Origin of the sequence: uncultured Porphyromonas sp. (assembly GCF_905372525.1) — a bacterium.
Classification (GTDB): domain Bacteria; phylum Bacteroidota; class Bacteroidia; order Bacteroidales; family Porphyromonadaceae; genus Porphyromonas.
In genome coordinates this window covers 38,933-60,605 of sequence record NZ_CAJPPN010000010.1, presented here as the reverse complement: position 1 = coordinate 60,605, position 21,673 = coordinate 38,933, and the positions used below count along the sequence as shown (strand labels likewise).

Annotated in this window: 18 protein-coding genes; 5 read left to right on the top strand and 13 right to left on the bottom strand. The window is 57.7% G+C overall.

Going from position 1 to position 21,673, the window contains the following annotated elements:
- The 4 genes from QZ170_RS03320 to rpmB form a co-directional block, all read right to left on the bottom strand.
- Window positions 1–485 (bottom strand): MATE family efflux transporter (locus tag QZ170_RS03320; RefSeq protein WP_297177045.1); only part of this gene is annotated, 485 nt, incomplete at its 3' end.
- 187 nt (window positions 486–672) lie between these two features.
- Window positions 673–822: a DUF4295 domain-containing protein gene (locus QZ170_RS03315; RefSeq protein ID WP_081748368.1), complete on the bottom strand. Its 150-nt coding sequence runs from the start codon at window positions 820–822 to the stop codon at window positions 673–675.
- Window positions 823–834: 12 nt separating this feature from the next.
- The gene (rpmG, locus tag QZ170_RS03310; RefSeq protein WP_297177038.1) at window positions 835–1,023 is read right to left on the bottom strand and encodes a 50S ribosomal protein L33; all 189 of its coding nucleotides are present in this window, start codon (window positions 1,021–1,023) and stop codon (window positions 835–837) included.
- A gap of 10 nt (window positions 1,024–1,033) precedes the next feature.
- On the bottom strand, window positions 1,034–1,285 hold the full coding sequence (rpmB, locus tag QZ170_RS03305; RefSeq protein WP_297177035.1) for a 50S ribosomal protein L28: 252 nt from the start codon (window positions 1,283–1,285) through the stop codon (window positions 1,034–1,036).
- A gap of 810 nt (window positions 1,286–2,095) precedes the next feature.
- On the opposite strand from rpmB, the gene QZ170_RS03300 reads away from it, so the two are divergent.
- From QZ170_RS03300 to QZ170_RS03280, 5 genes are all read left to right on the top strand, one after another.
- Window positions 2,096–4,297: a heavy metal translocating P-type ATPase gene (locus QZ170_RS03300; protein ID WP_297177032.1), complete on the top strand. Its 2,202-nt coding sequence runs from the start codon at window positions 2,096–2,098 to the stop codon at window positions 4,295–4,297.
- Between the two features lie 160 nt (window positions 4,298–4,457).
- Window positions 4,458–5,540: a GDP-mannose 4,6-dehydratase gene (gene gmd / locus QZ170_RS03295; RefSeq protein ID WP_297177029.1), complete on the top strand. Its 1,083-nt coding sequence runs from the start codon at window positions 4,458–4,460 to the stop codon at window positions 5,538–5,540.
- A complete protein-coding gene (locus QZ170_RS03290; protein ID WP_297177026.1) occupies window positions 5,540–6,619 on the top strand; it encodes a GDP-L-fucose synthase in 1,080 nt (359 codons plus the stop codon). Before gmd ends, QZ170_RS03290 begins: the two co-directional genes overlap by 1 nt.
- Before the next feature lie 42 nt (window positions 6,620–6,661).
- Window positions 6,662–11,452, top strand: a complete 4,791-nt coding sequence (locus tag QZ170_RS03285) for a translocation/assembly module TamB domain-containing protein (RefSeq protein WP_297177023.1) — start codon at window positions 6,662–6,664, stop codon at window positions 11,450–11,452.
- A gap of 23 nt (window positions 11,453–11,475) precedes the next feature.
- Window positions 11,476–14,001 (top strand): BamA/TamA family outer membrane protein, encoded by a 2,526-nt coding sequence (locus tag QZ170_RS03280; RefSeq protein ID WP_297177020.1) that lies wholly within the window; start codon window positions 11,476–11,478, stop codon window positions 13,999–14,001.
- 132 nt (window positions 14,002–14,133) lie between these two features.
- Here QZ170_RS03280 and QZ170_RS03275 read toward each other — a convergent pair whose 3' ends face one another.
- The 9 genes from QZ170_RS03275 to QZ170_RS03235 form a co-directional block, all read right to left on the bottom strand.
- Window positions 14,134–14,580, bottom strand: coding sequence for a hypothetical protein (locus QZ170_RS03275; protein ID WP_297177017.1), 447 nt, complete (start codon window positions 14,578–14,580; stop codon window positions 14,134–14,136).
- A gap of 399 nt (window positions 14,581–14,979) precedes the next feature.
- Entirely contained in the window at window positions 14,980–16,254 is a 1,275-nt protein-coding gene (serS, locus tag QZ170_RS03270) for a serine--tRNA ligase (RefSeq protein ID WP_297177014.1), read from the bottom strand.
- Window positions 16,255–16,434: 180 nt separating this feature from the next.
- A complete protein-coding gene (gene rpmA / locus QZ170_RS03265) occupies window positions 16,435–16,692 on the bottom strand; it encodes a 50S ribosomal protein L27 (RefSeq protein WP_297177011.1) in 258 nt (85 codons plus the stop codon).
- Window positions 16,693–16,729: 37 nt separating this feature from the next.
- Window positions 16,730–17,047 (bottom strand): 50S ribosomal protein L21, encoded by a 318-nt coding sequence (gene rplU, locus QZ170_RS03260; RefSeq protein WP_297177008.1) that lies wholly within the window; start codon window positions 17,045–17,047, stop codon window positions 16,730–16,732.
- Window positions 17,048–17,208: 161 nt separating this feature from the next.
- Window positions 17,209–17,463: a GlsB/YeaQ/YmgE family stress response membrane protein gene (locus tag QZ170_RS03255; protein WP_297177006.1), complete on the bottom strand. Its 255-nt coding sequence runs from the start codon at window positions 17,461–17,463 to the stop codon at window positions 17,209–17,211.
- Between the two features lie 512 nt (window positions 17,464–17,975).
- Window positions 17,976–18,365 carry a hypothetical protein gene (locus QZ170_RS03250; protein WP_297177004.1) on the bottom strand — a complete coding sequence of 130 codons (390 nt, stop codon included), beginning with the start codon at window positions 18,363–18,365 and terminating at the stop codon, window positions 17,976–17,978.
- 657 nt (window positions 18,366–19,022) lie between these two features.
- Entirely contained in the window at window positions 19,023–19,646 is a 624-nt protein-coding gene (locus QZ170_RS03245; protein ID WP_297177001.1) for a hypothetical protein, read from the bottom strand.
- 12 nt (window positions 19,647–19,658) lie between these two features.
- Entirely contained in the window at window positions 19,659–20,261 is a 603-nt protein-coding gene (locus QZ170_RS03240; protein ID WP_297176998.1) for a hypothetical protein, read from the bottom strand.
- Between the two features lie 406 nt (window positions 20,262–20,667).
- Window positions 20,668–21,669 carry a malate dehydrogenase gene (locus QZ170_RS03235; RefSeq protein ID WP_297176995.1) on the bottom strand — a complete coding sequence of 334 codons (1,002 nt, stop codon included), beginning with the start codon at window positions 21,667–21,669 and terminating at the stop codon, window positions 20,668–20,670.
- Window positions 21,670–21,673 lie beyond the last annotated feature (4 nt).

Below are 21,673 nucleotides of genomic sequence, written 5' to 3'. Positions count from 1 at the left end.
GCATTGAAGCTAAAGCAGAGCGTCGAGAAGATATTCCCCGGGATCATGATCTTCAGATAGTCGTAGGCGAAGGGGAGTGTCCTATCGTTTGCCCCGAGGGCACGGAGGATCTCCTCTAGCCAGATCATCGCAGGCACTAGTACGAGCACCTGGGTCACGATCGTCAGCAGGAGGGCATTGCTCAGGATGTTCTCGGCCTTGTCGTGCTTCCCCTCGCCTAGGTGAATAGATACCCGCGAGGAGGCTCCTACCCCGATCAGCATCCCGAAGGCCTGGATGAAGAGTAGGATCGGGAAGGTCAGTGCTAGTCCTGTGATGGCGAACTCGCTGACCCCCTGCCCGATGAAGATACGGTCTACGACACTATAGAGGGCATTGACCATCGTCCCCACGACGGCGGGGACTCCGTAGTGGATGAGGAGCTTGGGGATGCGCTCTTGGCTCAGGAGCTGGATGCGGTCTGTATTATCTTTCTTGGGGGGCATATACTCGTACTAGAGTGAGTGTGAGGTGAGGATTGCTATGGTGTCGGGGGGAGTGAGCTGGGGGCTACGCTACAGAGAAGAGGCTGCCCGCTTGCATCAGCGTGGGGCAGCCTCTCTAGTGGGGTGCGACGCTCTCCAGTACGGGACTACAGAGCGGGGACTCGCGAAGGGGGGGGACGTCTCTACGTTAAGAGAAGTATTCCTTCACAGCTTCGTTGGGTACCATTTCCTCCTGGAAGGTATAGGCCCCAGTCTTAGGAGACTTGACCATCTTGATGACCTTAGAGTAGGTACGGCCGTCTGCCTTCTTGAACGATGCGACTGCTTTCTTTGCCATTGTCTTATCTCCTTACTTGATTTCCTTGTGGATGGTCATGCGCTTGAGGATCGGATTGTACTTCTTCAGCTCAAGACGCTCAGTGGTGTTCTTACGATTCTTCGTCGTGATATAGCGGGAAGTCCCGGGTAGACCACTGTCCTTATGTTCGGTGCATTCGAGTATAACCTGCACTCTATTTCCCTTAGCTTTCTTTGCCATGATGATATCCCTACTTTACCTTGATTTCACTTAGATAGCCCTTCTCAGCTGCCTGGCGGATAGCTGCGTCGAGCCCGATCTTATTGATGAGTCGAAGTCCTGCGGCGGAGAGCTTCAGTACGATCCAGCACCCTTCCTCGGGCCAGAAGAACTTCTTCGTAAACAGGTTGACATCAAAGCGGCGCTTCGTCTTACGGTTGGAGTGTGAGACGTTGTTGCCGACCATGGCCTTCTTGCCTGTAATCTGACAAATCTTTGACATTGAACTCTATATTTTAGTTTGTTATTTCTAACGCTATGAGCGACTTGCAGCGATCTCCTCCCTCGGGAGGACTCTACAATCGGTCTGCAAAGTAACTAAAAAAAACGCACTTACACAAATCACCTTCACCCTCACCCTCTTACTCTCCCTGCCTCTGGGCTCTTATCGAGGCGTTAGCCCCCACCGCCAGCGCCCTCCCTACGAGCGTGCGGATAGGCTCGACACCCGGGGGCTCTCGCTCCCTCTATTTCGGGCATTCCGAGGGAAAAAAAACGCTCTTACCGAGAGCGCACTTGCGCTCCTATAATGAACGCTTCCATCACCTATGTAAGGTGACGAGGACGCTCTTACCGAGAGCGCAGGTACGCTCTCGGTAAGAGCGTTTTTGCCCACTCGGTACGACTGACACAGAGCACGTTACGAGAGGGCAAAAAGCGTCCTATCACTCCCCCTACGGACAGGAGGGAGCACTCTCTCCGACCCTGCCCCCGCTCCCTACCATAATTATATACGCGCGCGAGGGTGGTATCCAGAGTAGGCGGGAGAGGAGCATGGAGGCAAGGAGGGACGGAGAGATGAGTAAAGGGACGGAGGCCCAAGCGGAGGGAAAAGTAGAGAAGGGGGTGCACGAAGGACAAAGGGAGGAGCGCAAAGGCAGGGGCGGAGAGACGAGAGTGGGTATGGGAGGGAGAGGGCCTGCGGGATGAACAGTTCATGTGCTGGGGTGTTCTCTATACAAAGAAGGAGTGCCCCCGGAATAGGAGTAGGCAAGTCCTTTGATATCTCATATATCACAGATTTGGTCTAGGTATGATTAAGAAAACATTTCCCCTACTCGGGCTCAACTGTGCCGCCTGTGCCTCGCATGCCACGAAGGCTCTAGAGGGCGTCACGGGAGTCTCCTCCGCCAGCGTCAATCTATCGGCTGCTACAGCCTTCGTTGTATATAATGAACAGCAGTGTACCCCCGAGAATCTGCGAGAAGCCGTAGCCAGCATGGGCTACGATCTACGTATCGATGAGGTGAGCCCCGAGGAGATCGAAGCCCTTCGCCACCGTCAGGAGCTCACCCAGCGACGCCAAGCGGTGCTCGCCATCGTGCTCTCACTCATCGTCATGGGGCTCATGATGGCACACCCCATCACGCCCCTCAAGGCCTCGGTCTCGGCTCTACTCACGACGATCGTCCTCCTAGTCTTGGGGCGGGGCTTCTATACCCGTGGCTGGCAGCAGCTACGAGCACGTGCTGCAGGGATGGATCTGCTCGTGGCACTGAGCACGGGGACGGCCTTTGTCTTTAGCCTCGTGCACCTCGGGGAGTACTTTGCCTCGGGGGCGGAGCACCACCTGCACCACTTGTACTTCGAGGCCGCTTCGATGACGATCGCCTTCGTCCTACTAGGCAAGGTGGTCGAGGCTCGGGCACAGCGTAGGACAGCCACTGCCCTACGACAGCTCATGGGCAGCCAACCGAGAGAAGTCCTCCTCGTCGAGGGGGAGCAGGAGCGCACGATCCCCGTCGAGGAGGTCGAGCCGGGGATGCTTCTCAGGGCACGACCGGGGATGCTCTTCGCCGTCGACGGGCGAGTCGTAGAGGGCGAATCCTATGCCGACGAGCAGCTCATCAGTGGCGAACCCATCCCCGTGGCCAAGACCGCAGGAGCACAGGTCTATGCCGGCACACTGAACGGCTCGGGCACCCTCACCTACCGCGCGAGCGAAGTCGGGCGAGCTACCGTACTAGCTCGTATCATCCGCCTCGTGCAGGAAGCGCAGTCCAGCCGAGCTCCGATACAGAGACTCGTGGATCGTATCGCCCGCATCTTCGTCCCCGTGATCGTCCTCATCGCGCTCCTTACCTGGGCTCTGTGGGCTATCCTCCTACCCGAGGGTGGAGCGACGCAGGGACTCGTAGCCGCCGTCACCGTACTGATCATCGCCTGCCCCTGTGCTCTAGGCCTCGCCACCCCGACAGCTCTCATGGTGGGTATCGGACGGGGAGCTAGTCAGGGGATCCTCATCCGCAATGCTGAGAGCCTAGAGGCCGCACAGCACATAGACACCATCGTACTAGACAAGACGGGGACGATCACCGAGGGGCACCCCACCGTACGAGCTATCCACTGGCTCTCGGGGAGCAGTCGGGTAGATCACCTGAGGCTCTCTAGGCTGGAGCAGCTCTCCGCCCATCCCCTCGCCTCGGCCATCGTGCAGGAGCTCGGGGTCACGCTCAATCCACTACAGGTCTCTGCCTTCGCCGAGGTCGCTGGCAGGGGGCTGCAGGGGACGATCGGGGGCGTCGTCTATCGGGTCGGTAGCCGAGCCTTCATCGAGAGTGCAGGGATCAGCCTAAGCTCCGAGGCTCAGAGTGCCCTCGAGCAGAGTGAGCAGGCTGGAGCTACCTGTAGCCTCTATGCCAGCGAGACCGAGGTGCTGGCCGTACTGGCTATCAGTGACACCCTCCGCCCTACCTCGGCAGGGGCGATCGCCCGTCTGAGATCCAGAGGGATCGAGGTAGTGATGCTCACGGGGGACGGAGCACGAGCCGCCGAGGCCGTCGCAGACCAAGTCGGGGGGATTAGCTACATCGCAGGAGTCCTGCCCGAGGGCAAGGCGGAGCACATCCGTCGTCTACAGTCCGAGGGCAAGCGGGTAGCGATGGTGGGAGATGGGATTAACGACGCTGCCGCCCTCGCCCTCGCTGACCTCAGTATCGCTATGGGTCAGGGGAGTGATCTAGCGATGGAGACGGCTATGGTGACCATACGCTCCTCTAGCCTAGAGGCCGTAGGGGAGCTCCTCGACCTAGCCCATAGGACACTAGGGACGATACGTCAGAACCTCTTCTGGGCCTGTATCTACAACCTCGCCGCTATCCCCATCGCAGCAGGTGTGCTCTACCCCTTCACGGGCTATCTGATGAACCCTATGCTCGCAGGCGGACTGATGATGCTCAGTAGCCTAAGCGTGGTGGGCAACAGCATCCTGAGCTTCCAGCGAGGACAGCACTAAGGATACCAAGATACTCCCCGACGATACCCCACCCCACGGCACGCATGAGCCCTAGGGTGGGGTATCTCGTCCTCAGGCCGTACGCACCCCTCCCCTAGGGGGTATCGACCTCCTATATTATATACGTATCTTTGTGCCAAAGATTCATCAGTAGTAAAACATGTGTACAGTGAACAAAGTCGCACTCATCACGGGGATCACGGGTCAGGATGGCTCGTTCCTCGCTGAATTCCTACTAGAGAAGGGCTATGAGGTGCATGGGATCATTCGCCGCTCTTCGTCCTTCAATACCGGTCGTATCGAGCACCTCTACTTCGACGAGTGGGTACGCGATATGAAGCAGCAGCGCTCCATCAACCTTCACTATGGGGATATGACGGACTCTAGTTCGCTGATCCGCATCATCCAGATGACACAGCCCGATGAGATCTACAACCTAGCAGCACAGAGCCACGTCAAGGTCTCCTTCGATGTACCCGAGTACACCGCCGAGTCAGATGCTACGGGGACACTTAGGCTCCTAGAGGCAGTACGTATCCTAGGTCTGGAGCGCAAGACGAGGATCTATCAGGCCTCCACCTCCGAGCTCTTCGGGCTCGTACAAGAGACCCCCCAGCGGGAGACGACCCCCTTCTATCCTCGCTCACCGTATGGTGTAGCGAAGCTCTACGGCTACTGGATCACGAAGAACTACCGAGAGAGCTACGGGATGTTCGCTGTCAATGGCATCCTCTTCAACCACGAGAGTGAGCGCCGAGGCGAAACCTTCGTCACGAGGAAGATCACCCTCGCTGCTGCCCGTATCGCAGCAGGACAGCAGGACAAGCTCTACCTAGGGAACCTCGATGCCCTACGTGACTGGGGCTACGCACGTGACTACGTAGAGTGTATGTGGCTGATGCTCCAGCATGAGCAGCCCGAGGACTTTGTGATCGCCACCGGGGAGCAGCACTCTGTCCGTGAGTTCACCGAGCGTGCCTTCGCACATGTGGGCATAGAGCTTCGCTGGCAGGGTGAGGGCGTCCAGGAGCAGGGGATAGACCAGGCTACGGGCCGTGTGCTGGTAGAGGTCGATCCCAAGTACTTCCGCCCCGCAGAGGTCGAGACCCTGCTAGGTGACCCCACGAAGGCCAAGACCCTGCTGGGATGGAATCCGCAGAAGACGAGCTTCGAGGAGCTCGTACGTCTCATGGTCGAGCACGACGTGCAGTATGTAGCCACTCATAGGGAGGGACGACTCTAATGGCTAAGATCACACCAGAGACTAAGATCTATGTCGCAGGACATAGGGGACTCGTAGGGTCGGCGATCTGGGCTAACCTCCAGAAGCGTGGCTTTACGAATCTCGTTGGACGTAGCCACAGTGAGCTAGACCTAACGGATGCCGTAGCCGTCCGTCAGTTCTTCGATGAGGAGCGTCCCGAGGCCGTGATCCTAGCCGCAGCACATGTGGGCGGGATACTTGCCAACAATACCTATCGGGCAGACTTCATCTACGACAACCTCCAGATCCAGCAGAATGTCATTGGCGAGGCCTTCAGACACGATGTGCGTGATCTCCTTTTCCTCGGCAGTACGTGTATCTACCCTCGTGAGGCGCACCAACCCATACGTGAGGAGGAGCTCCTCACCGCACCACTGGAGTACACGAACGAGCCCTATGCCATAGCGAAGATCGCAGGACTCAAGCTCTGTGAGAGCCTCAACCTCCAGTACGGCACGAACTATCTGGCCGTGATGCCCACCAACCTCTACGGCTACAACGACAACTTCCACCTAGAGAATAGCCACGTCCTACCAGCTATGATCCGCAAGATCTACCTAGCAGGACGCCTCGGCGAGCACGATACAGAGGCCGTCCTCCGCGACCTCACGAAGCGCCCCGTCACGGGCTACCGTGAGGGGATGAGCGAGAGGGAGCTAGCAGAGCTCCTTGCGCCCTTCGGCATATACGCCGGACGAGTGAAGCTATGGGGCTCGGGCAGTCCCCTCAGAGAGTTCCTCTGGAGTGAGGATATGGCAGATGCCTCGGTGCATATCCTGCTGAATGTAGACTTCCTAGACCTCTGTCCCGAGGGCAAGGAGATACGCAACTGCCACGTCAATATCGGCACGGGCAAGGAGCTGACGATCCGTGCCCTAGCTGAGCTCATAGCGGAGGTGACCGACTACCAGGGAGTGATCGAGTGGGACAGCACCAAGCCCGATGGCACCATGCGCAAGCTCACCTGTGTAGAGAAGCTCCACAGCCTAGGCTGGCACCACACTGTAGAGATCGAGGACGGCATACAGCGCCTCTACTCTTGGTATCTACAGCACTAGGAGCGGGACACCCACATATATAAAGAAGACAACGAAGACGGCATGTCGCCCCGAGCGAAGACCATCAAGCGCATCCTACTAGGGATACTCATCGCCCCCTTTGCGCTCCTGCTACTGCTCTCTATCCTCCTCTACGTCCCCCCTGTGCAGCGCTTCGTCGTCGCACAAGTGACGAAGATCCTATCGGAGCGGACGGGGATGACAGTGCACGTCGGGCGCCTACACCTAGGCTTCCCCCTAGACCTACACGTCGGGGATGTGGAGGTGATCAAGGCTCCTGGGGATACGCTCCTGACCCTAGGGTCGCTGTCCCTATCACCCAGCCTACGCCCGCTCTTCGACAAGCACCTCGAGGTACCCCGCATTCACCTGCAGAATGCCACCATTAACTATACCGACAGCACCGGTCTTAGTCGCCTCAGGGCTCGCCTACCCGAGGCGGCAGTAGAGCAGCTCTTCGTAGACCTCGATCGGGAACATGTGGAGCTACGACGTCTCATGGCTCGAGGGGGCTATGTCCACTACTACAGCGCTGACACGACGAAGAAGGAGAAGGACTCCGACACCATTCGCTGGCTGATACGTGCCGGGGAGATAGATCTAGCACAGACTCGGGTAGAGGTAGAGATGCCCCTAGACTCCCTCTTCGTGACAGCACAGGTCACGAGCCTCAAGGCCACACGAGGGGAGGCCGACCTAGAGCGCATGCACTTCCGTCTAGCTCATGCCCGTCTGGAGGGTCGTGAGCTCAGCTATGCCGTGGATCACGGGATCTCCGTAGAGCCCGTCTTCGACTACCAGCATATCCTAGCCTCTGATATACGCCTAGAGGCCGAGGACATCGACTCCGAGGGGATGCTCCTATCCCTTCGTCTCCGGCAGGGACAGCTCCGAGAGCAGTCGGGGCTGAAGCTCGTTCACCTCTCGGGGCTCTACCGCATGGACAGCACACGTATCGAGCTAGAGGGACTGGATCTGACGACCGATGCCTCCTTCATCCGTGGCGACATGATCCTCCCCTGGAGCATCATGCAGGGCGATAGCTTGGCACACTTCCTCCTCTCAGCTGAGGCCTCGATAGGGACAAAGGATATCCTGACCTTCACGGGCAAGGAGCTGGAGGAACTAGACCAAGGTGGTGTCTTCCGTGGCAAGCTAGCTCACAGACAGCTCATCGCCCCGATCTCACTCCGGGTCGGGTGTATGGGTAGCCTCTCGGAGCTACGGCTGAATGAGGCCAAGCTACGTTGGCCCGATGTGCTCTCCCTATCCATGCAGGGCAAGCTCTACGCACTCACCGATGCCCGTGCACGAGCAGGCAAGCTCTACCTAGATGGTAAGCTCGGCAAGAAGGCAAGTCTCCTACTAGCCCTCGTCGCTCCTGACCTAGCCAAGGAATATCGCCTACCAGCAGACCTTACCCTACGGGGCAATGTAGACCTGCGCCGAGGGAGCTACATCTCCGACCTTAGTGCCACGGAGGGCACAGGCTCCGTCTCCCTAAAGGGACGCTTCCACGAGGCCACCAAGAGCTACGAGGCGACCCTACGTGTCGCAGGGCTGGATGTCCGCCACTTCATGCCCCTAGACTCGATCGGGGTGGTGAGTACCGACATAGTGGTACGAGGGCAGGGCTTCGACCCACTTAGCCCCCATACGCGTGTGAGCCTCTCGGGACGACTTCACGAGGCTAGCTGGGGGAGTCTACAGCTACACGGCCTTACCCTCGATGGGAGCCTTGACAAGGGCTACCTAGGGGTATCTCTCAATAGTGAGAACCCAGGGGCTAACCTCTCCCTACAGCTCGATGGTATCCTCTCTCGCAAGGGGATCACGACGGCTGTCGGTATCGACCTCATTGACCTAGATCTACACCGTCTCGGGCTAAGCGAGACTCCGATGGCGGCTAAGCTGCGCCTAGAGGGAGAGCTACGCTCCGACCTACAGGACACGCACAGCTTCGTCGCCAGTGTCGATAGCATGCACTTCACCCTCGGCGAGGAGGTCATCGCCCCACCACGTGCCGACCTCGAGGTCACGACGACCCCGCAGGCGATCCTCGGTACACTCAGCTCGGGAGACATGCGCTCACGTCTCTCCATCTCCTCTGGGCTTAGCTCCCTACAACGTGTCGTGACGAAGCTCTCCAGCGAGGCTCTCAGTGAATGGACACTCATCTCCTCGGGGAAGTCGCCCAAAGGTCACCTAGGCAATCTCCTCGGCCAGCTACCAGAGGCTAAGCTTACCCTCATGATGGGCAAGAACAATCCCCTACGCTACTACCTCGCCGAGCAGAGTGTCGCCTTCGGCTCCCTAACCGCTGACCTCAACACCTCCCCTTCACAGGGTATCACGGGGCACGTCCGTGTATCAGACCTCAGAGTCGATACCCTACGAGTGAACAGCACCGAGCTAAGCCTCACCACCCTACACCACCCCACGGCACGGGGGGATAGCATGAGCCTACAGCTCTCTGCGGGAATACATAAGTCTCGCTTCCGCAACCAAGAGGGCTTCGATATCAAGGCTGACCTCAGCACCTCCCTCCACGAGGGTGCACTGGGTCTGCTATGGCAGGACGAACGAGGACAAGCCATGCACGAGCTACACATACAGGGCTCATGGGAGGGTGAGTCCTATCGCTTGCACTTCGACAGAGGGCATGCACGTATCGCCTATGCCGACTTCGCCCTCAACGAGGAGAACGAACTGCGTCTACGTAAGCGGGACAACTTCCTCCTCGGGACGCTCGCCCTGACAAGCAAGGCACATGGGGATATTACCCTGCAGGCAGCCGAGCAGGAGAGCGGTGTGCAGGCCATAGACCTCAACATCAGTAATCTCCACCTAGAGGACTACCGTAGCCTAGGCCTGCCGGACGTCGCAGGCAATATCTTCGCTGGTGTCCACTACGAGCGCAGGGGAGGCCTTAGCGCCCAGCCCACGATCTCGGGGGATCTCTCCCTCACGGGCTTCCGCTACGAGGACAAGAAGCTCGGGCACTTCTCCGCCTCGCTCTTCTATGAGCCCCGAGACAACTCCTCGCACTACATCACCGCAGACATCGGCTACAACGGGCAGTCCGCTATGACGATCGATGGGATATACCGCCCGCAGCAGCGTGTCTCCCCCCTCTCGGGGACACTGTCCCTCAATGCCTTCCCACTCGAGCTAGCCAATCCCTTCATCCTCGCCAGTGGGGCATCTCTTGAGGGGACTGCCGGTGGTACAGTGAGCCTCTCTGGACAGCTAACGGCACCTATCCTCTCGGGACGCCTAGCGCTATCCCAGGCGATACTGAACCTCGACACCTACGGGACGCATCTACGCCTAGACAGCATCCCCTTGAGGATGGAGCAGTCAAACCTCTTCTTCGACCACTATGCCATACGTCCCTCCGCAGACCCGACGAAGGCGATCTATATCGACGGAAGTATCACCCGCAGCACCACCCCACAGGCACGTGCTGAGCTACGAGTCACCTCGGACGAGCTCACCCTACTCAATGAGCCCCACCCGACACGTGAGGATCAGCTCCTCTATGGACGTATCATCGCCTCGACCAACATGCGGGTATCGGGGCTGATGACCAGCCTACGAGTCCGTGGGAGCCTCAACATCCTGAGCGGGACGAACTGCACCTATGTCCTACGAGAAGACCCCCTACAGAGTAGCGAGCGTATGGGTGAGCTCGTCGAGTTCAAGGACTTCTCGGACACCCTCTTCATCAATCGCTCCGAGGTCGCTCCCCCCTCGCTCGGAGGGCTGGATGTCGGCCTCACGATCAATGTCGATCCCTCTGTACGTATCGGTGCCGACCTCACGACCGATGGGCAGGACTACGTCCATGCGCAGGGGGGGGGACGACTCAACTTCACCTACCCTCCCTATGGCGAGATGAGCCTCGTCGGACGCTACGAGATGAGCGGTGGGGGCGAGCTTAGCTACACCCTACCTGTGGTGGGCAACAAGCAGTTCGCCATCGACCCGACGAGTACGCTAGCATGGAATGGTTCGGTGACCAACCCCTACCTCAACTTCACCGCTACGCAGAAGGTCAAGGCCTCCGTCCCCACCTCGGACGGCAAGAGTACCCAGCGAGTGAACTTCAACGTCAGCATACGCATCAAGGACTATGTCGATAAGATGAACCTCAGCTTCGCTATCTCCTCCCCCGACAACCTCTCGATGCAGAATACCATATCCACCATGTCTGCCGAGGAGCAGGGCAAGCAGGCCATCGCCCTCATGGCCACGGGTATGTACCTCTCCAACACCTCGGGTGCAGGCAACCTAAGTCTGAACTCTGCCCTCTCGAGCCTCCTACAGTCTCAGATCAACCAGACCGCTGGCAAGCTCCTACAGGGCACTGACCTCAGCATCGGTATGGACCACTACGACGGCTCCTCGGGCGAGGCGGCACACACGGACTATACCTACAGCTTCAGTCGTCGCTTCTACAACGACCGCATCCGCATCGTCGTCGGCGGTAAGGTGCAGAGTGGTGCTAACCGAGGGAACCAAGGGCAGAACTTCCTCGACAACGTCTCCATCCAGTACCAGGTGGACAAGTCCGGGGAGCAGTACTTCAGCCTCTACCACAAGCGTGTGACCGACAATATCCTCGAGGGGGAATACTCCGAGACCGGTGTGGGGTACGTACTCAGACGCAAGATGAATAGCCTGCTCGACGTCTTCAACTTCCTCAAGAAGAAGCCCAAGCTCTCCCCTCAGAAGGTCATCGCCCAGCCCTGGCGTCTCGGAGGGGGCACCAAGAGCACAGCAGGTAGTGCTACCCGTGGTGGCGCTACCCCCCTTTCCCCTAAGAAGTAGCGACGCCACGTGGTCGCAACCCTATGATAAGCCCTATGCGCTTCCTCCTCTTCCCCACAGTCCCCCCCCAGAGCCCGATGGCAAGCCTCCCTACCCCCAGCTCCCAGCGAAGGGGACGGCGGCCGACTTGGCTCCATCCTCTACTCCCCTTGGTCGTCCTACTCATCGTCCTATCAGGGTGCTCCCTGCATCGCTTCCAAGGTCCCGATGACCAGCTCTATATAGGGATCAAGGACATCAAGGTAACAGACACCATCAAGGGGAGCTATGCAGATAATGCAGTGGCCAAGGCCGAAGAGAAGCTCCAGTATGCCCCCAATAGTGCTATCTTCGGCAGTAGCTCGCTACGCTGGCCCTTCCCCCTAGTGCGCCCCTACCTATACAGTAGCCTAGCGGACAAGAAGACCCTACTAGCCAATATCCTACGTCGCTTCACCTCCAAGCCTGTCTGGATGCGTGAGGTCAGCCCCAGCCTACGAGCCAAAGTTGCCCAGCAGACCCTACGGGAGCAGGGCTATATGAGTGCGAGTGTCCGCTCCACCATCCACCCCCTACCCTCGGACTCCCTACAGGCTCGGGTCAGCTATCAGATGACCCTAGGGCCGCTCTACCTGCTGGATACCGTGAGCTACTTCCCCCGGGTGTACATGAGCAAGGGGCGCTACTTCGACCACGGTGCCGAGAGCGAGCTCCAGCCGGGTACACCCTTCTCCCTAGAGATCCTAGAGCGGGATCGTGAGGCCATCAGTAGATACCTCCGCCAGTTCGGCTACTACTACCTCAAGCCCGACTACATCCGTTACCAAGCCGACACCCTACAGACCCCACAGCGGGTAGCTCTACGTACGGTCATCTCCGAGAGTGCTCCTATGGATGCTCTGAGGCAGTGGAAGATCGGGCGTATCCAGCTACGCCTCCTGAGGAGCTCAGACGAAGGGGCGACGACCCTAGCTAACGATAGCCTCCCCCTAAGTGATAGCATTATGCTCTACTATAGGGACAAGACCCTCGTACGCCCTGCGGTCCTCAGGACACGTATTCGGATGAAGGAAGGGGAGATCTACCGCCACAAGGACGAGGAGCGGACGCTCAGTGCCTTGACCAACCTCGGTGCCTTCTCCTCGGTGGAGTTCTACTTCGCCAAGCGAGAGACGGACGACAGCACCCGCACCGATAGCCTCATCACAGTACTCCCGAGTGACAGCCTAGGCGATACCCCGCATCCCGAGTTCACGATGCAGGCAGCCGATACCCTCGGGACGCTAGACCTCACGATCCTCCTTCGCCCCGACAAGCCGTGGAATGCTTACCTCGGGGCTGCCTTCATGAAGAAGTCCAATAACTACATCGGCCCTGGGCTCTCCGCCTCTATCGAGCGAAGCAACCTATTCGGCGGAGGGGAGCGTCTCTCGGCGAATGTCTACGGCTCCTATGAGTGGCAGACGGGGCGTAGTCCTCTGGAGGGGAACTCCATATCTATCAATAGTTACCAGTTCGGGGGGGACCTCGGGATTACCTTCCCCTTCATCCTCGCTCCTGGCTGGACGAATAGCTACTACAAGTACCCGACCTCCACGAGCTTCAAGGTCGGGATGCAGGCTATCAATCACGCCCGCTTCTATACCCTACGCTCGCTCTCCTTCACGATGGACTATAGCTTCCAGCCCTCCTCGAGATGGACGCACCGTATCACCCCGCTTAGTCTGAACTACACCCAGCTGACCCGCACCACCGCAGCCTTCGACAAGCTCCTCGTGGACAATCCAGCGCTTGGGCTCAGCCTTCGTAACCAGTTCATCCCCAAGGTCGGCTACTACTTCACCTACACACGACAGCGAGAGGAGAGCCCACACTTCTTCCAGCTCTTCGGCGAGGTCAGTGAGGCAGGCAACCTATCGAATGGGCTCATGACGGCCTTCGGGCGACGCTACACCGAGACGAAGACGATGCTTGGGGTGCCCTTCGCCCAGTTCGTCAAGGCAGCCTTTGACCTACGTTACTCCTGGCGGATCGACCGCAACCAGACCCTCGCCACACGCTTCGCCACTGGGGCGATCTATTCCTTCGGTAATGTCACTACTGCTCCCTATATCGAGCAGTTCTTCGTCGGCGGTGCGAATAGCATACGAGCCTTCACGGTGCGCAGTATCGGACCTGGGCGTTTCAAGACGCAGCAGGAGAGCGCCTACTCCTTCATGGATCGTGTCGGCGAGATGAAGCTAGAGGCCAACGTAGAGTATCGTGGTCGCCTCTTCGGGGACTGCTATGGAGCGGTCTTCCTCGATGCGGGCAACGTCTGGCTCCTACGTCGGGATAGCTCCCGTGTCGGAGCCTCGCTCCCCGAGCTCTCCTCCATAGCTGACTTCGCTCGGCAGATAGCTGTAGGGACGGGAGTAGGTATGCGCTATGACCTCTCCTTCCTGGTGGTACGCTTCGACGTCGGTGTGGGGCTACACCTCCCCTACGAGACCTCTCGCAAGGGGTGGTATAATATCCCCCGCTTCCGAGATGCCCTAGGCTTCCACCTCGCCATCGGCTACCCCTTCTAAGCCCCTCGATGAGGAGAGTGGACAGCACTCCTCTGATATAAAAGAAGCTACCCCATGAGACGGCCTAGGCTGTCTCATGGGGTAGCTTCTTAGGGTTAGTTTGTATCCTAAGGGGGCTATTGCTCGAGGGGGCTATTGTTTGCGCTGGAGCTCAAGGATCCAGGTAGGCTTGTCGGGCACGGGGCGGTACTCAAACTTCATGTAGTCCTTTCTCTGCTCCACGAGGATCCAAGTGGAGGCATACAGAGGCCAAGGGCGATGCCTTGGCCAAGGCTCTTTTTCTGAAACCTCAAGGCTCATCTGCCGGCGGTCTACTTTGTAGATGCTTTTCTGAGCATGTGTCAGTTTCCATTGCGCATTATTGAAGCCGACATCTAACAGACTATCTGTGTAGAAGTTGAGGCGTACCCGCAAGAGATCCTCCTTATCACCACCCTGGGGATAACACGTCCCCTCCCACTGAGTCTGCTGTAGGCTTTCTGTCGAAAGGTTTAGACGAGGTTCCTCCGACTTGCTACACGAGAGGACGAAGATCACAGACAGTATCCCTAGGAGGATACGGGTAATCAGAGCTTTCATATGCTTTTACTGTTAGTTATAGATGGATATGCGACGGTTGAAAAGCTAGAGCAGTCAGGTCACGTCCCCGTCTCATACGTCCCCGATCCACCCCTCCGTATCTATGGAAGGAGAGCCCACTGGGAGGAGGCTGATGACGTCCGGAGCCAAGGGGATCTTGACCGCTACATCACAAAGGTAGAGATTATTTTCTGTCTACCCAATGCCCTATTTACCTAGCTCTAGCCCCCTCCTAGACATCAATTACTATCCACCTAGAGATGAGGCAGGAGCGACAGAGGCGAGACACGTGCTGTACGTGTCTCGCCTCTGTCGTATGCTAGGGGGGGTGAGAGCCTTTTCCCTAGTTGTGGTAGGGATCTGTCCTTTGCCCCGACCTATCGCCGTCCTCTCTAGTGGCTAGGGGTGAGGGATAAGGTCAAAGCCCGTGTAGGGACGTAGCGCCTCGGGGATGCGGATCCCCTCGGGTGTCTGGTTATTCTCCAACAGAGCCGCCACGATGCGGGGTAGAGCTAGTGCACTACCGTTGAGGGTGTGGGCTAGCTGTACGCCCTCCTGATCGCGGTAGCGTAGGCGCAGGCGGTTGGCCTGATAGCTCTCGAAGTTGGACACGGAGCTGACCTCGAGCCAACGCTGCTGGGCAGCAGAGAAGACCTCGAAGTCGTAGGTCAGTGCGCTGGTGAAGCTCATGTCACCACCGCTGAGGCGAAGGATGCGCCAGGGGAGCTCAAGCTTCGTCACGAGGGTCTCTACATAGGCGACCATCTCGTCCAGACGCTGATAGCTACGCTCGGGCTTGTCGATGCAGACGATCTCGACCTTGTCGAACTGGTGTAGGCGGTTGAGTCCACGTACGTCCTTGCCATAGGAGCCAGCCTCACGACGGAAGCAAGCCGAGTAAGCGGTATTGCGCACGGGAAGGTCCTTCTCATCGAGGATCACATCCCGATAGAGGTTGGTCACGGGCACCTCTGCCGTAGGGATGAGGTAAAGGTTGTCCAGACCGACGTGGTACATCTGCCCCTCCTTGTCGGGGAGCTGTCCTGTGCCGTAGCCCGAGTCCTCATTGACCACATAGGGGGGCTGTACCTCTAGGTAACCCGCCGCACGGGCGTTGTCGAGGAAGAAGTTGATGAGGGCACGCTGGAGTCGTGCGCCGTAGCCCTTGTAGACGGGGAAGCCCGCACCGGTGATCTTCACTCCGAGCTCGAAGTCGATGAGGTCATAGCTCTTGGCGAGCTCCCAGTGTGGGGCAGCATCCGCAGGGAGGTCGGGCATAGCTCCCCCCGTCTTGACGCAGACGTTGTCCTCGGCTGTCGAGCCCTCGGGGACGATCTCGTTGGGGAGGTTAGGGATGAGGAGGAGGATCTCACGGATCTTGGCCTCAGCCTCGGCCTTACGCTCCTCGAGGCTCTTGCTTCGGCTCTTGAGCTCGGCGACCTCGGCACGGATGGCCTCTGCCTGCTCCTTGAGGCCCTGCTTCATCAGGGCACCGATCTCCTTAGCGATAGCGTTCTGCTTCGCTAGGGCTGCATCCAGCTCCTGCTGTGCACGGCGGCGTACTTCATCTAGGTTCAGTACCTCGGTGATGTACTCACGTGCCTCGAAGTGCTTCTTCTGTAGCCGACGTAGGACGTCCTCGGTCTGTTCTTTGATTTGCTTTAGGGTAAGCATATGAGATGATATGTATGGAGTAACATAAATAGGGAGAGAGGTCGCTCCAAGGAATAAATCCCTAGAAGCAACCTCTCTGAGATGTGTCCGCCCCGACTGTATGCCCCTCTTTGGTAGGGGGCTAGGTCAGGATGGGGACGGGTATCGTTGTGGTCGTTCTCCGAGCTTCCCTTGTCTCGCTTAGGCCTCAGCCTGAATCGAGACGTAGGAGCGGTCGTTGCGCTTGCGCGTGAAGACGACCGTACCATCGATCAGGGCATAGAGGGTATGATCCTTGCCGATACCGACCCCTACACCTGGGTGATGCTGCGTACCACGCTGGCGGACGATGATATTCCCAGCCTTAGCGTGCTGACCACCGAAGAGCTTTACCCCAAGTCGCTTGCTTTCTGATTCGCGTCCGTTCTTGGAGCTACCTACACCTTTTTTATGTGCCATTGTCTTTGTCTAAACTAATGCGGTGATACAATTCTAGTTATGCGATGACCTCCTTCACGAGGACTTCGCTGAACTGCTGGCGGTGGCCATTGAGCTTGCGGTAGCCCTTACGACGCTTCTTGTGGAAGACGAGCACCTTGTCGCCCTTGACCAGAGGAGAGAGGATCTCACACACGACCTTGGCACCAGCTACAGTAGGGGTACCTACAGTCACGGCACCATCCTTATCGACGAGGAGTACCTTGTCAAACTCTACTGCTGCGCCACTCTCAGCGCCCTTGACGTGATGGATAAACAGGCGACGACCTTGCTCTACATTGAACTGCTGTCCCTGAATGTCTACGATGACGTACATTACGTATCTATAACTATTAAAAAGTTAGCCCCGTAGGGTGTCGTTGCCTTAGGCTACGCACTTGATCCACAGACCCTACATAGGAAAATCGCACAAAGGTACAAAAAATATCCGTACTCTCCCTCCACGTGTCTGCCCGCTCGGGGAGAGCCCTGTCGGGGCTATTCCTTCTTTCTCAATATCAGATTGATCACGAACAAGATGACGACAGCCCCGATCGCCCCGGTGAGGATAGAGCCGACCCATCCTCCCCCAAGGGAGACCCCCAGCACTCGTTCCAAGAGCCAAGAGCCAACACCACCACCGAGGATCCCCACGATGATATTCCCGATCAGACCTAGTCCACTACCCTTGTAGATAGTCCCACCTAGCCATCCAGCGATGGCTCCAACGATAAGCGTTGCGATGATACCCATAGATTTCAACATTAAGTTAGTGTCCAAAGGTAAGCATTATTCACAAAAGGCACAGACGGGCATTCCCCTCTCCCTCGGGGCTCATCCCCCCAGGGGCGATGATCGGGAGACGCTCGGCGGGGAACCAAGTCGAGGCCACCCTCAGGGCGACTCTATGCCCTGGCGCTTTGGGGGTGCTTGCTTATACCTATGGGTATGTCCTAGCCTCCCCGAGCGTCAAGACGTCCTCCCCTAGGAAGCCCTCCTACGAGAGGCGCTATCGGGGATATACTTAGAGCGATGTTGTGTACACGCGTGTACACACTTGTGTACCCACGTGTACACTAATGTATACACGCGTGTATACTCCTCCCTCCTAGATAGCGGGGGTATCGGCGACGTACCTAGAGCTCGTCACAGAGTACACAGACGGCTCGTAGCCCCCCCCACGAGCACTCTATCTGGGGTGATAAAGTACCTGAGTGGAGGGCGCTACGAGCCGTCTCTCTAAGCCCTAGGGGCAAGGGGGGAGGCTAACGCCAAGGAAGGGCGACGGTGCTCTTCGGCGGGATCAGTAGAGCGATGTCGGGCCGAAGGCGGTGCACCTCCTCCCAGTAGGCTGTGAGGGCAGCTGCTCCGCCTGCCTTTAGCCGCTCGGATAGGTTCGCAAAGAGTTGGTCGGGCTTGATCCCAAGATGCTCCAGAAGCCGATCTCCTGCTAGTCGGTCTTTCTTTGCACCCCCATCCTGAACGACGAAGACTCTACGGGGCTCATCAGACGTATTCTCTACCAGGAAGAGACCATCCGCCCGACGAGGCCAATCCTTTTTCTCAAACCTAATCGTTACTTCTGTCGTCTTATTAGGTCTTATCTCACCTCGCTTACCAATAGTCCCGTACTCATTGGGGGTAGTGAACGACATCGTAGGGGAGCCAAAGCGCAGAGAAGAGGAAACTGCGACTCCAGAATGATTGACCACACAGATCTTGAGGCTGTACGTCCCAAAGCCTGTAGACTCTGTCCAGAAGGGCCAGATCTGAATACACCCGCTAAGTAAGACGATTCCCAGGAGGGTCAAAACAGCCGATATGCCCCACCACGAACCCAGGATGTGTCTACTTCCTGACGAATTCACCCATCTTGACATACTTATTCTTGAAATTAAAGAAGTGAGAGTTACGATAGTAAGGCATATAGCCATGGTCACTAGTGGTGGCACCATTGTGGAGGAGACGGAGCGGGCTCCGTGGACGGGGGCTGGCTTAGTTCACTCGGGGTAGCTAGAACTGGAAGCGAGGAAGGCTAAGGCCAACAAGGAGCGAAGGGCATCGGTACAGAGCATTGGACTGCTGTACGCTAGGGCGTTTCCCTTGGAGCAAATATAGACATTGTTAGATAAAGTAACCCAACCAATGGCATAGGCGCATTCCTAGGGAGGGAGACCATAGGAGGTGAGGGAAGGGGGTACAGCTCAGCGTCTCTCCTCCCCACCCCAAAAAGGAGAGGGGGTACACCCTAGACGAAGCTAGGATGTACCCCCTCTAATTCAGTGGGGACTCTGGCGACCGAGGCGACGGGACTAGTGGCTAAGGCTGAGTGGAGGCCAGTCGCTAGGAAGGGTGACACTGCGCTCGGGCAAGGCAAGTGGACGGCGCTGGATCCGACCCGTGGTAGGATGGATCGTGATCTGCTCCTGCGATACCGAGTACTGCCCCTGCCCCTTGTCCGAGGGCTGATAGAGGGTAGCCTCTAGGAGATAGGGGGCGAGTGTCCCCAGTAGGAGCGTATGCCCCTCGTCACTATGCATTAGGAAGGTCGTGTAGTCGATGAGCTTGCCTGCGGGGGTGAAGGTCGCTAGCACAGCCTTGTTGTAGGGGAGCTTCCCCCGGCTAGGTACATCGCACGAGAGGTAGAAGTGTAGGACAACGTATCGCTCCGTCACCACCCGCCTACCATAGGAGAAGCGAAGGGACTCACCACAGGGGAGACTCTTCAGGATAGGCTTGAGCTGAGCGAGATTAGGGACATAGACGAAGGAGGCTTCTTGATCAGAGCTGTGGAAGAAAGTCTTGTCATCTATGCGTAGAGCCTCCTGCACGGGGAAGGCTTCCGAGAACTTCTTGAAGTCCACGCCCTGTGCCTTTACACCTACTTGTGCTAGGAAGATGAGGGCCAGGAGAGATAGGATAAGCTTGCGGTTCATCGTAGAGCGGTATTAAAGTGATTGTATCACCCCTGCCTGATCGCCCGTTAGCGATACTTCCTTAGGCTCTAGGTCATGGAGCTTCTCTCGCTGTATCTTCCCCTCCTTGGTGATACGGAGGCGTTCGTGCCGTACAGCGTACCGGCCGACATTGGCCTCCAGAGGGTGGTAAGCCGTTAGGTGTAGGCTATAGGGGAAGAGTGTCCCCTGGATGATCGTCTGCGAAGGGATCTCCGCATGATCCACGAGCATCCCTCGCTGATCATAGACGGCGATCACCGACACCCGCCTGATGGGCGATGTACACATCGGAGGTAACTCACACGAGAGGGAGAAGTGCAAGACACGATAGGCCCCATAGTTCCACTGCCGTCCGTAGGCCATCCTAGGCTCATCATCACTCTGTAGGAGTCGTGCCATCTTCCGAACGGAGGGGATCTGAGGCAGGGCAGCGAAGAGCGAGTCTCGGCTCTGACTGTAGGCGAAGTCTTCGTTCGTAATGGTATTCTTGGTTAGGGAGGGGAAGCCTCGGAAGAAGGCCTCCGGGTCTGCTGTCTGTCCCCAGCTAAGAGTAGCGGATAGGGACAGCAGGAGTGGAAAAAGTATTCGCTTCATTGCTAAAAAGATTAGGAATATTCGGTCTGATTTGGCTTGTGTTCCCTAGTGGCTAGCTACAGAGCTAGGTTTGCCCACGGGGCGTCTCTGGCTAGGACGGCCTAGAATAAAGGGAAGTCCTACGGGAGTGTGGTAGAGGCAAGGGGATGCCTACTGCTACTAGGGGATGGGATAGTGATCATTCTACACTTGTCTCTAGGTCGGAGGGGGGGGAGAGGGGGCAGAGCCTCGGCGCCGTCATGTAGTACCCTAGGGCTCCACTGTAGGCTACATCACTTCACCCCTACGGGAGCAAATGTAGATTATTTCTATACATAAACAAAGGGGGTACACCCTAGCCGAAGCTAGGATGTACCCCCTTACCTGGATGGGATACTAGCGAGGGAGGCTGAGACCTCCGCTCGGACTAGAGGTTAGGATTGACGCTCTTCCAGTCTGCTACGGCAGGGATGACGCCCATCGAGATGACCTCGTCACGCATCTTCACTAGGTGCTCGTAGCTCTTCTTCAGAGCAGCCTTCTCGGCTTCACTGCCCTTGATCTCGTGGCTGTAGTGTACACCGTCCTTGTCGATCACGGTCTCCATCCCCATGACGACATGGTCAAGCCCTGGGATAGCGACATAGCAACCAGCTGGCCAACGGAAGGGAGCACCGCCCATAGCAGCACGGATCATCTCGATAGAGACATAGGCAGGGCTCTGGAAGGAGGAGCGACCACGGAGCTTGATGATGTTAGCACCACCCTTGGTGACACGCTCCTTGATCTCTGCCCACTTGTCTTCGGGGAGCTTATCGGTACCGATCAGCGAGGTCAGCGGAGTCCCAGCTACCGTAGCACCGCTGGAGAAGACAGCCATAGCCTCGCCATGACCGCCGTAGGTACGAGCACCTACGACCTCGCTCTGAGCGACACCGAAGTGCTTGGCTAGCTCGCTCTGCAGACGAGTAGAGTCGAGAGCCGCGAGCGTAGTGACCTGCTCTGGGCGAAGACCCGAGTGGATGAGGGTCACAAGCCCCGTGATGTCTGCGGGGTTGAAGATGATGACCACGTGACGTACGTCTGGGCAGTAGGCCTTGATGTCCTTGCCTAGCTGGGCAGCGATCTCGGCGTTGCCCTTGAGGAGGTCTTCGCGTGTCATCCCCTCCTTGCGTGGAGCACCACCCGAGGAGACTACATACTTAGCACCCGTGAGGGCCTCCTTGATGCAGGAGGTGAAGGTGAGGTTGAGACCCTCGAAGCCACAGTGACGGATTTCCTCAGCGACTCCCTCTAGGCCAGAGGCGAAGGGGTCGTAGAGACAGATGTTGGGGGTAAGGCTCATCATGGCAGCCGTCTGCACCATGTTGGATCCGATCATGCCGGCAGCACCGACGATCGTTAGCTTGTCTTGTGTGAGGAAGCTCATAATT

Excerpts from the sequence above, each read along its gene's own strand:
- QZ170_RS03315 (WP_081748368.1), bottom strand. The coding sequence starts at position 822 with ATGGCAAAGAAAGCAGTCGCATCGTTCAAGAAGGCAGACGGCCGTACC.
- rpmG (WP_297177038.1), bottom strand. The coding sequence starts at position 1,023 with ATGGCAAAGAAAGCTAAGGGAAATAGAGTGCAGGTTATACTCGAATGC.
- rpmB (WP_297177035.1), bottom strand. The coding sequence starts at position 1,285 with ATGTCAAAGATTTGTCAGATTACAGGCAAGAAGGCCATGGTCGGCAAC.
- QZ170_RS03300 (WP_297177032.1), top strand. The coding sequence starts at position 2,096 with ATGATTAAGAAAACATTTCCCCTACTCGGGCTCAACTGTGCCGCCTGT.
- gmd (WP_297177029.1), top strand. The coding sequence starts at position 4,458 with ATGTGTACAGTGAACAAAGTCGCACTCATCACGGGGATCACGGGTCAG.
- QZ170_RS03290 (WP_297177026.1), top strand. The coding sequence starts at position 5,540 with ATGGCTAAGATCACACCAGAGACTAAGATCTATGTCGCAGGACATAGG.
- QZ170_RS03285 (WP_297177023.1), top strand. The coding sequence starts at position 6,662 with ATGTCGCCCCGAGCGAAGACCATCAAGCGCATCCTACTAGGGATACTC.
- QZ170_RS03280 (WP_297177020.1), top strand. The coding sequence starts at position 11,476 with ATGATAAGCCCTATGCGCTTCCTCCTCTTCCCCACAGTCCCCCCCCAG.
- QZ170_RS03275 (WP_297177017.1), bottom strand. The coding sequence starts at position 14,580 with ATGAAAGCTCTGATTACCCGTATCCTCCTAGGGATACTGTCTGTGATC.
- serS (WP_297177014.1), bottom strand. The coding sequence starts at position 16,254 with ATGCTTACCCTAAAGCAAATCAAAGAACAGACCGAGGACGTCCTACGT.
- rpmA (WP_297177011.1), bottom strand. The coding sequence starts at position 16,692 with ATGGCACATAAAAAAGGTGTAGGTAGCTCCAAGAACGGACGCGAATCA.
- rplU (WP_297177008.1), bottom strand. The coding sequence starts at position 17,047 with ATGTACGTCATCGTAGACATTCAGGGACAGCAGTTCAATGTAGAGCAA.
- QZ170_RS03255 (WP_297177006.1), bottom strand. The coding sequence starts at position 17,463 with ATGGGTATCATCGCAACGCTTATCGTTGGAGCCATCGCTGGATGGCTA.
- QZ170_RS03250 (WP_297177004.1), bottom strand. The coding sequence starts at position 18,365 with ATGTCGTTCACTACCCCCAATGAGTACGGGACTATTGGTAAGCGAGGT.
- QZ170_RS03245 (WP_297177001.1), bottom strand. The coding sequence starts at position 19,646 with ATGAACCGCAAGCTTATCCTATCTCTCCTGGCCCTCATCTTCCTAGCA.
- QZ170_RS03240 (WP_297176998.1), bottom strand. The coding sequence starts at position 20,261 with ATGAAGCGAATACTTTTTCCACTCCTGCTGTCCCTATCCGCTACTCTT.
- QZ170_RS03235 (WP_297176995.1), bottom strand. The coding sequence starts at position 21,669 with ATGAGCTTCCTCACACAAGACAAGCTAACGATCGTCGGTGCTGCCGGC.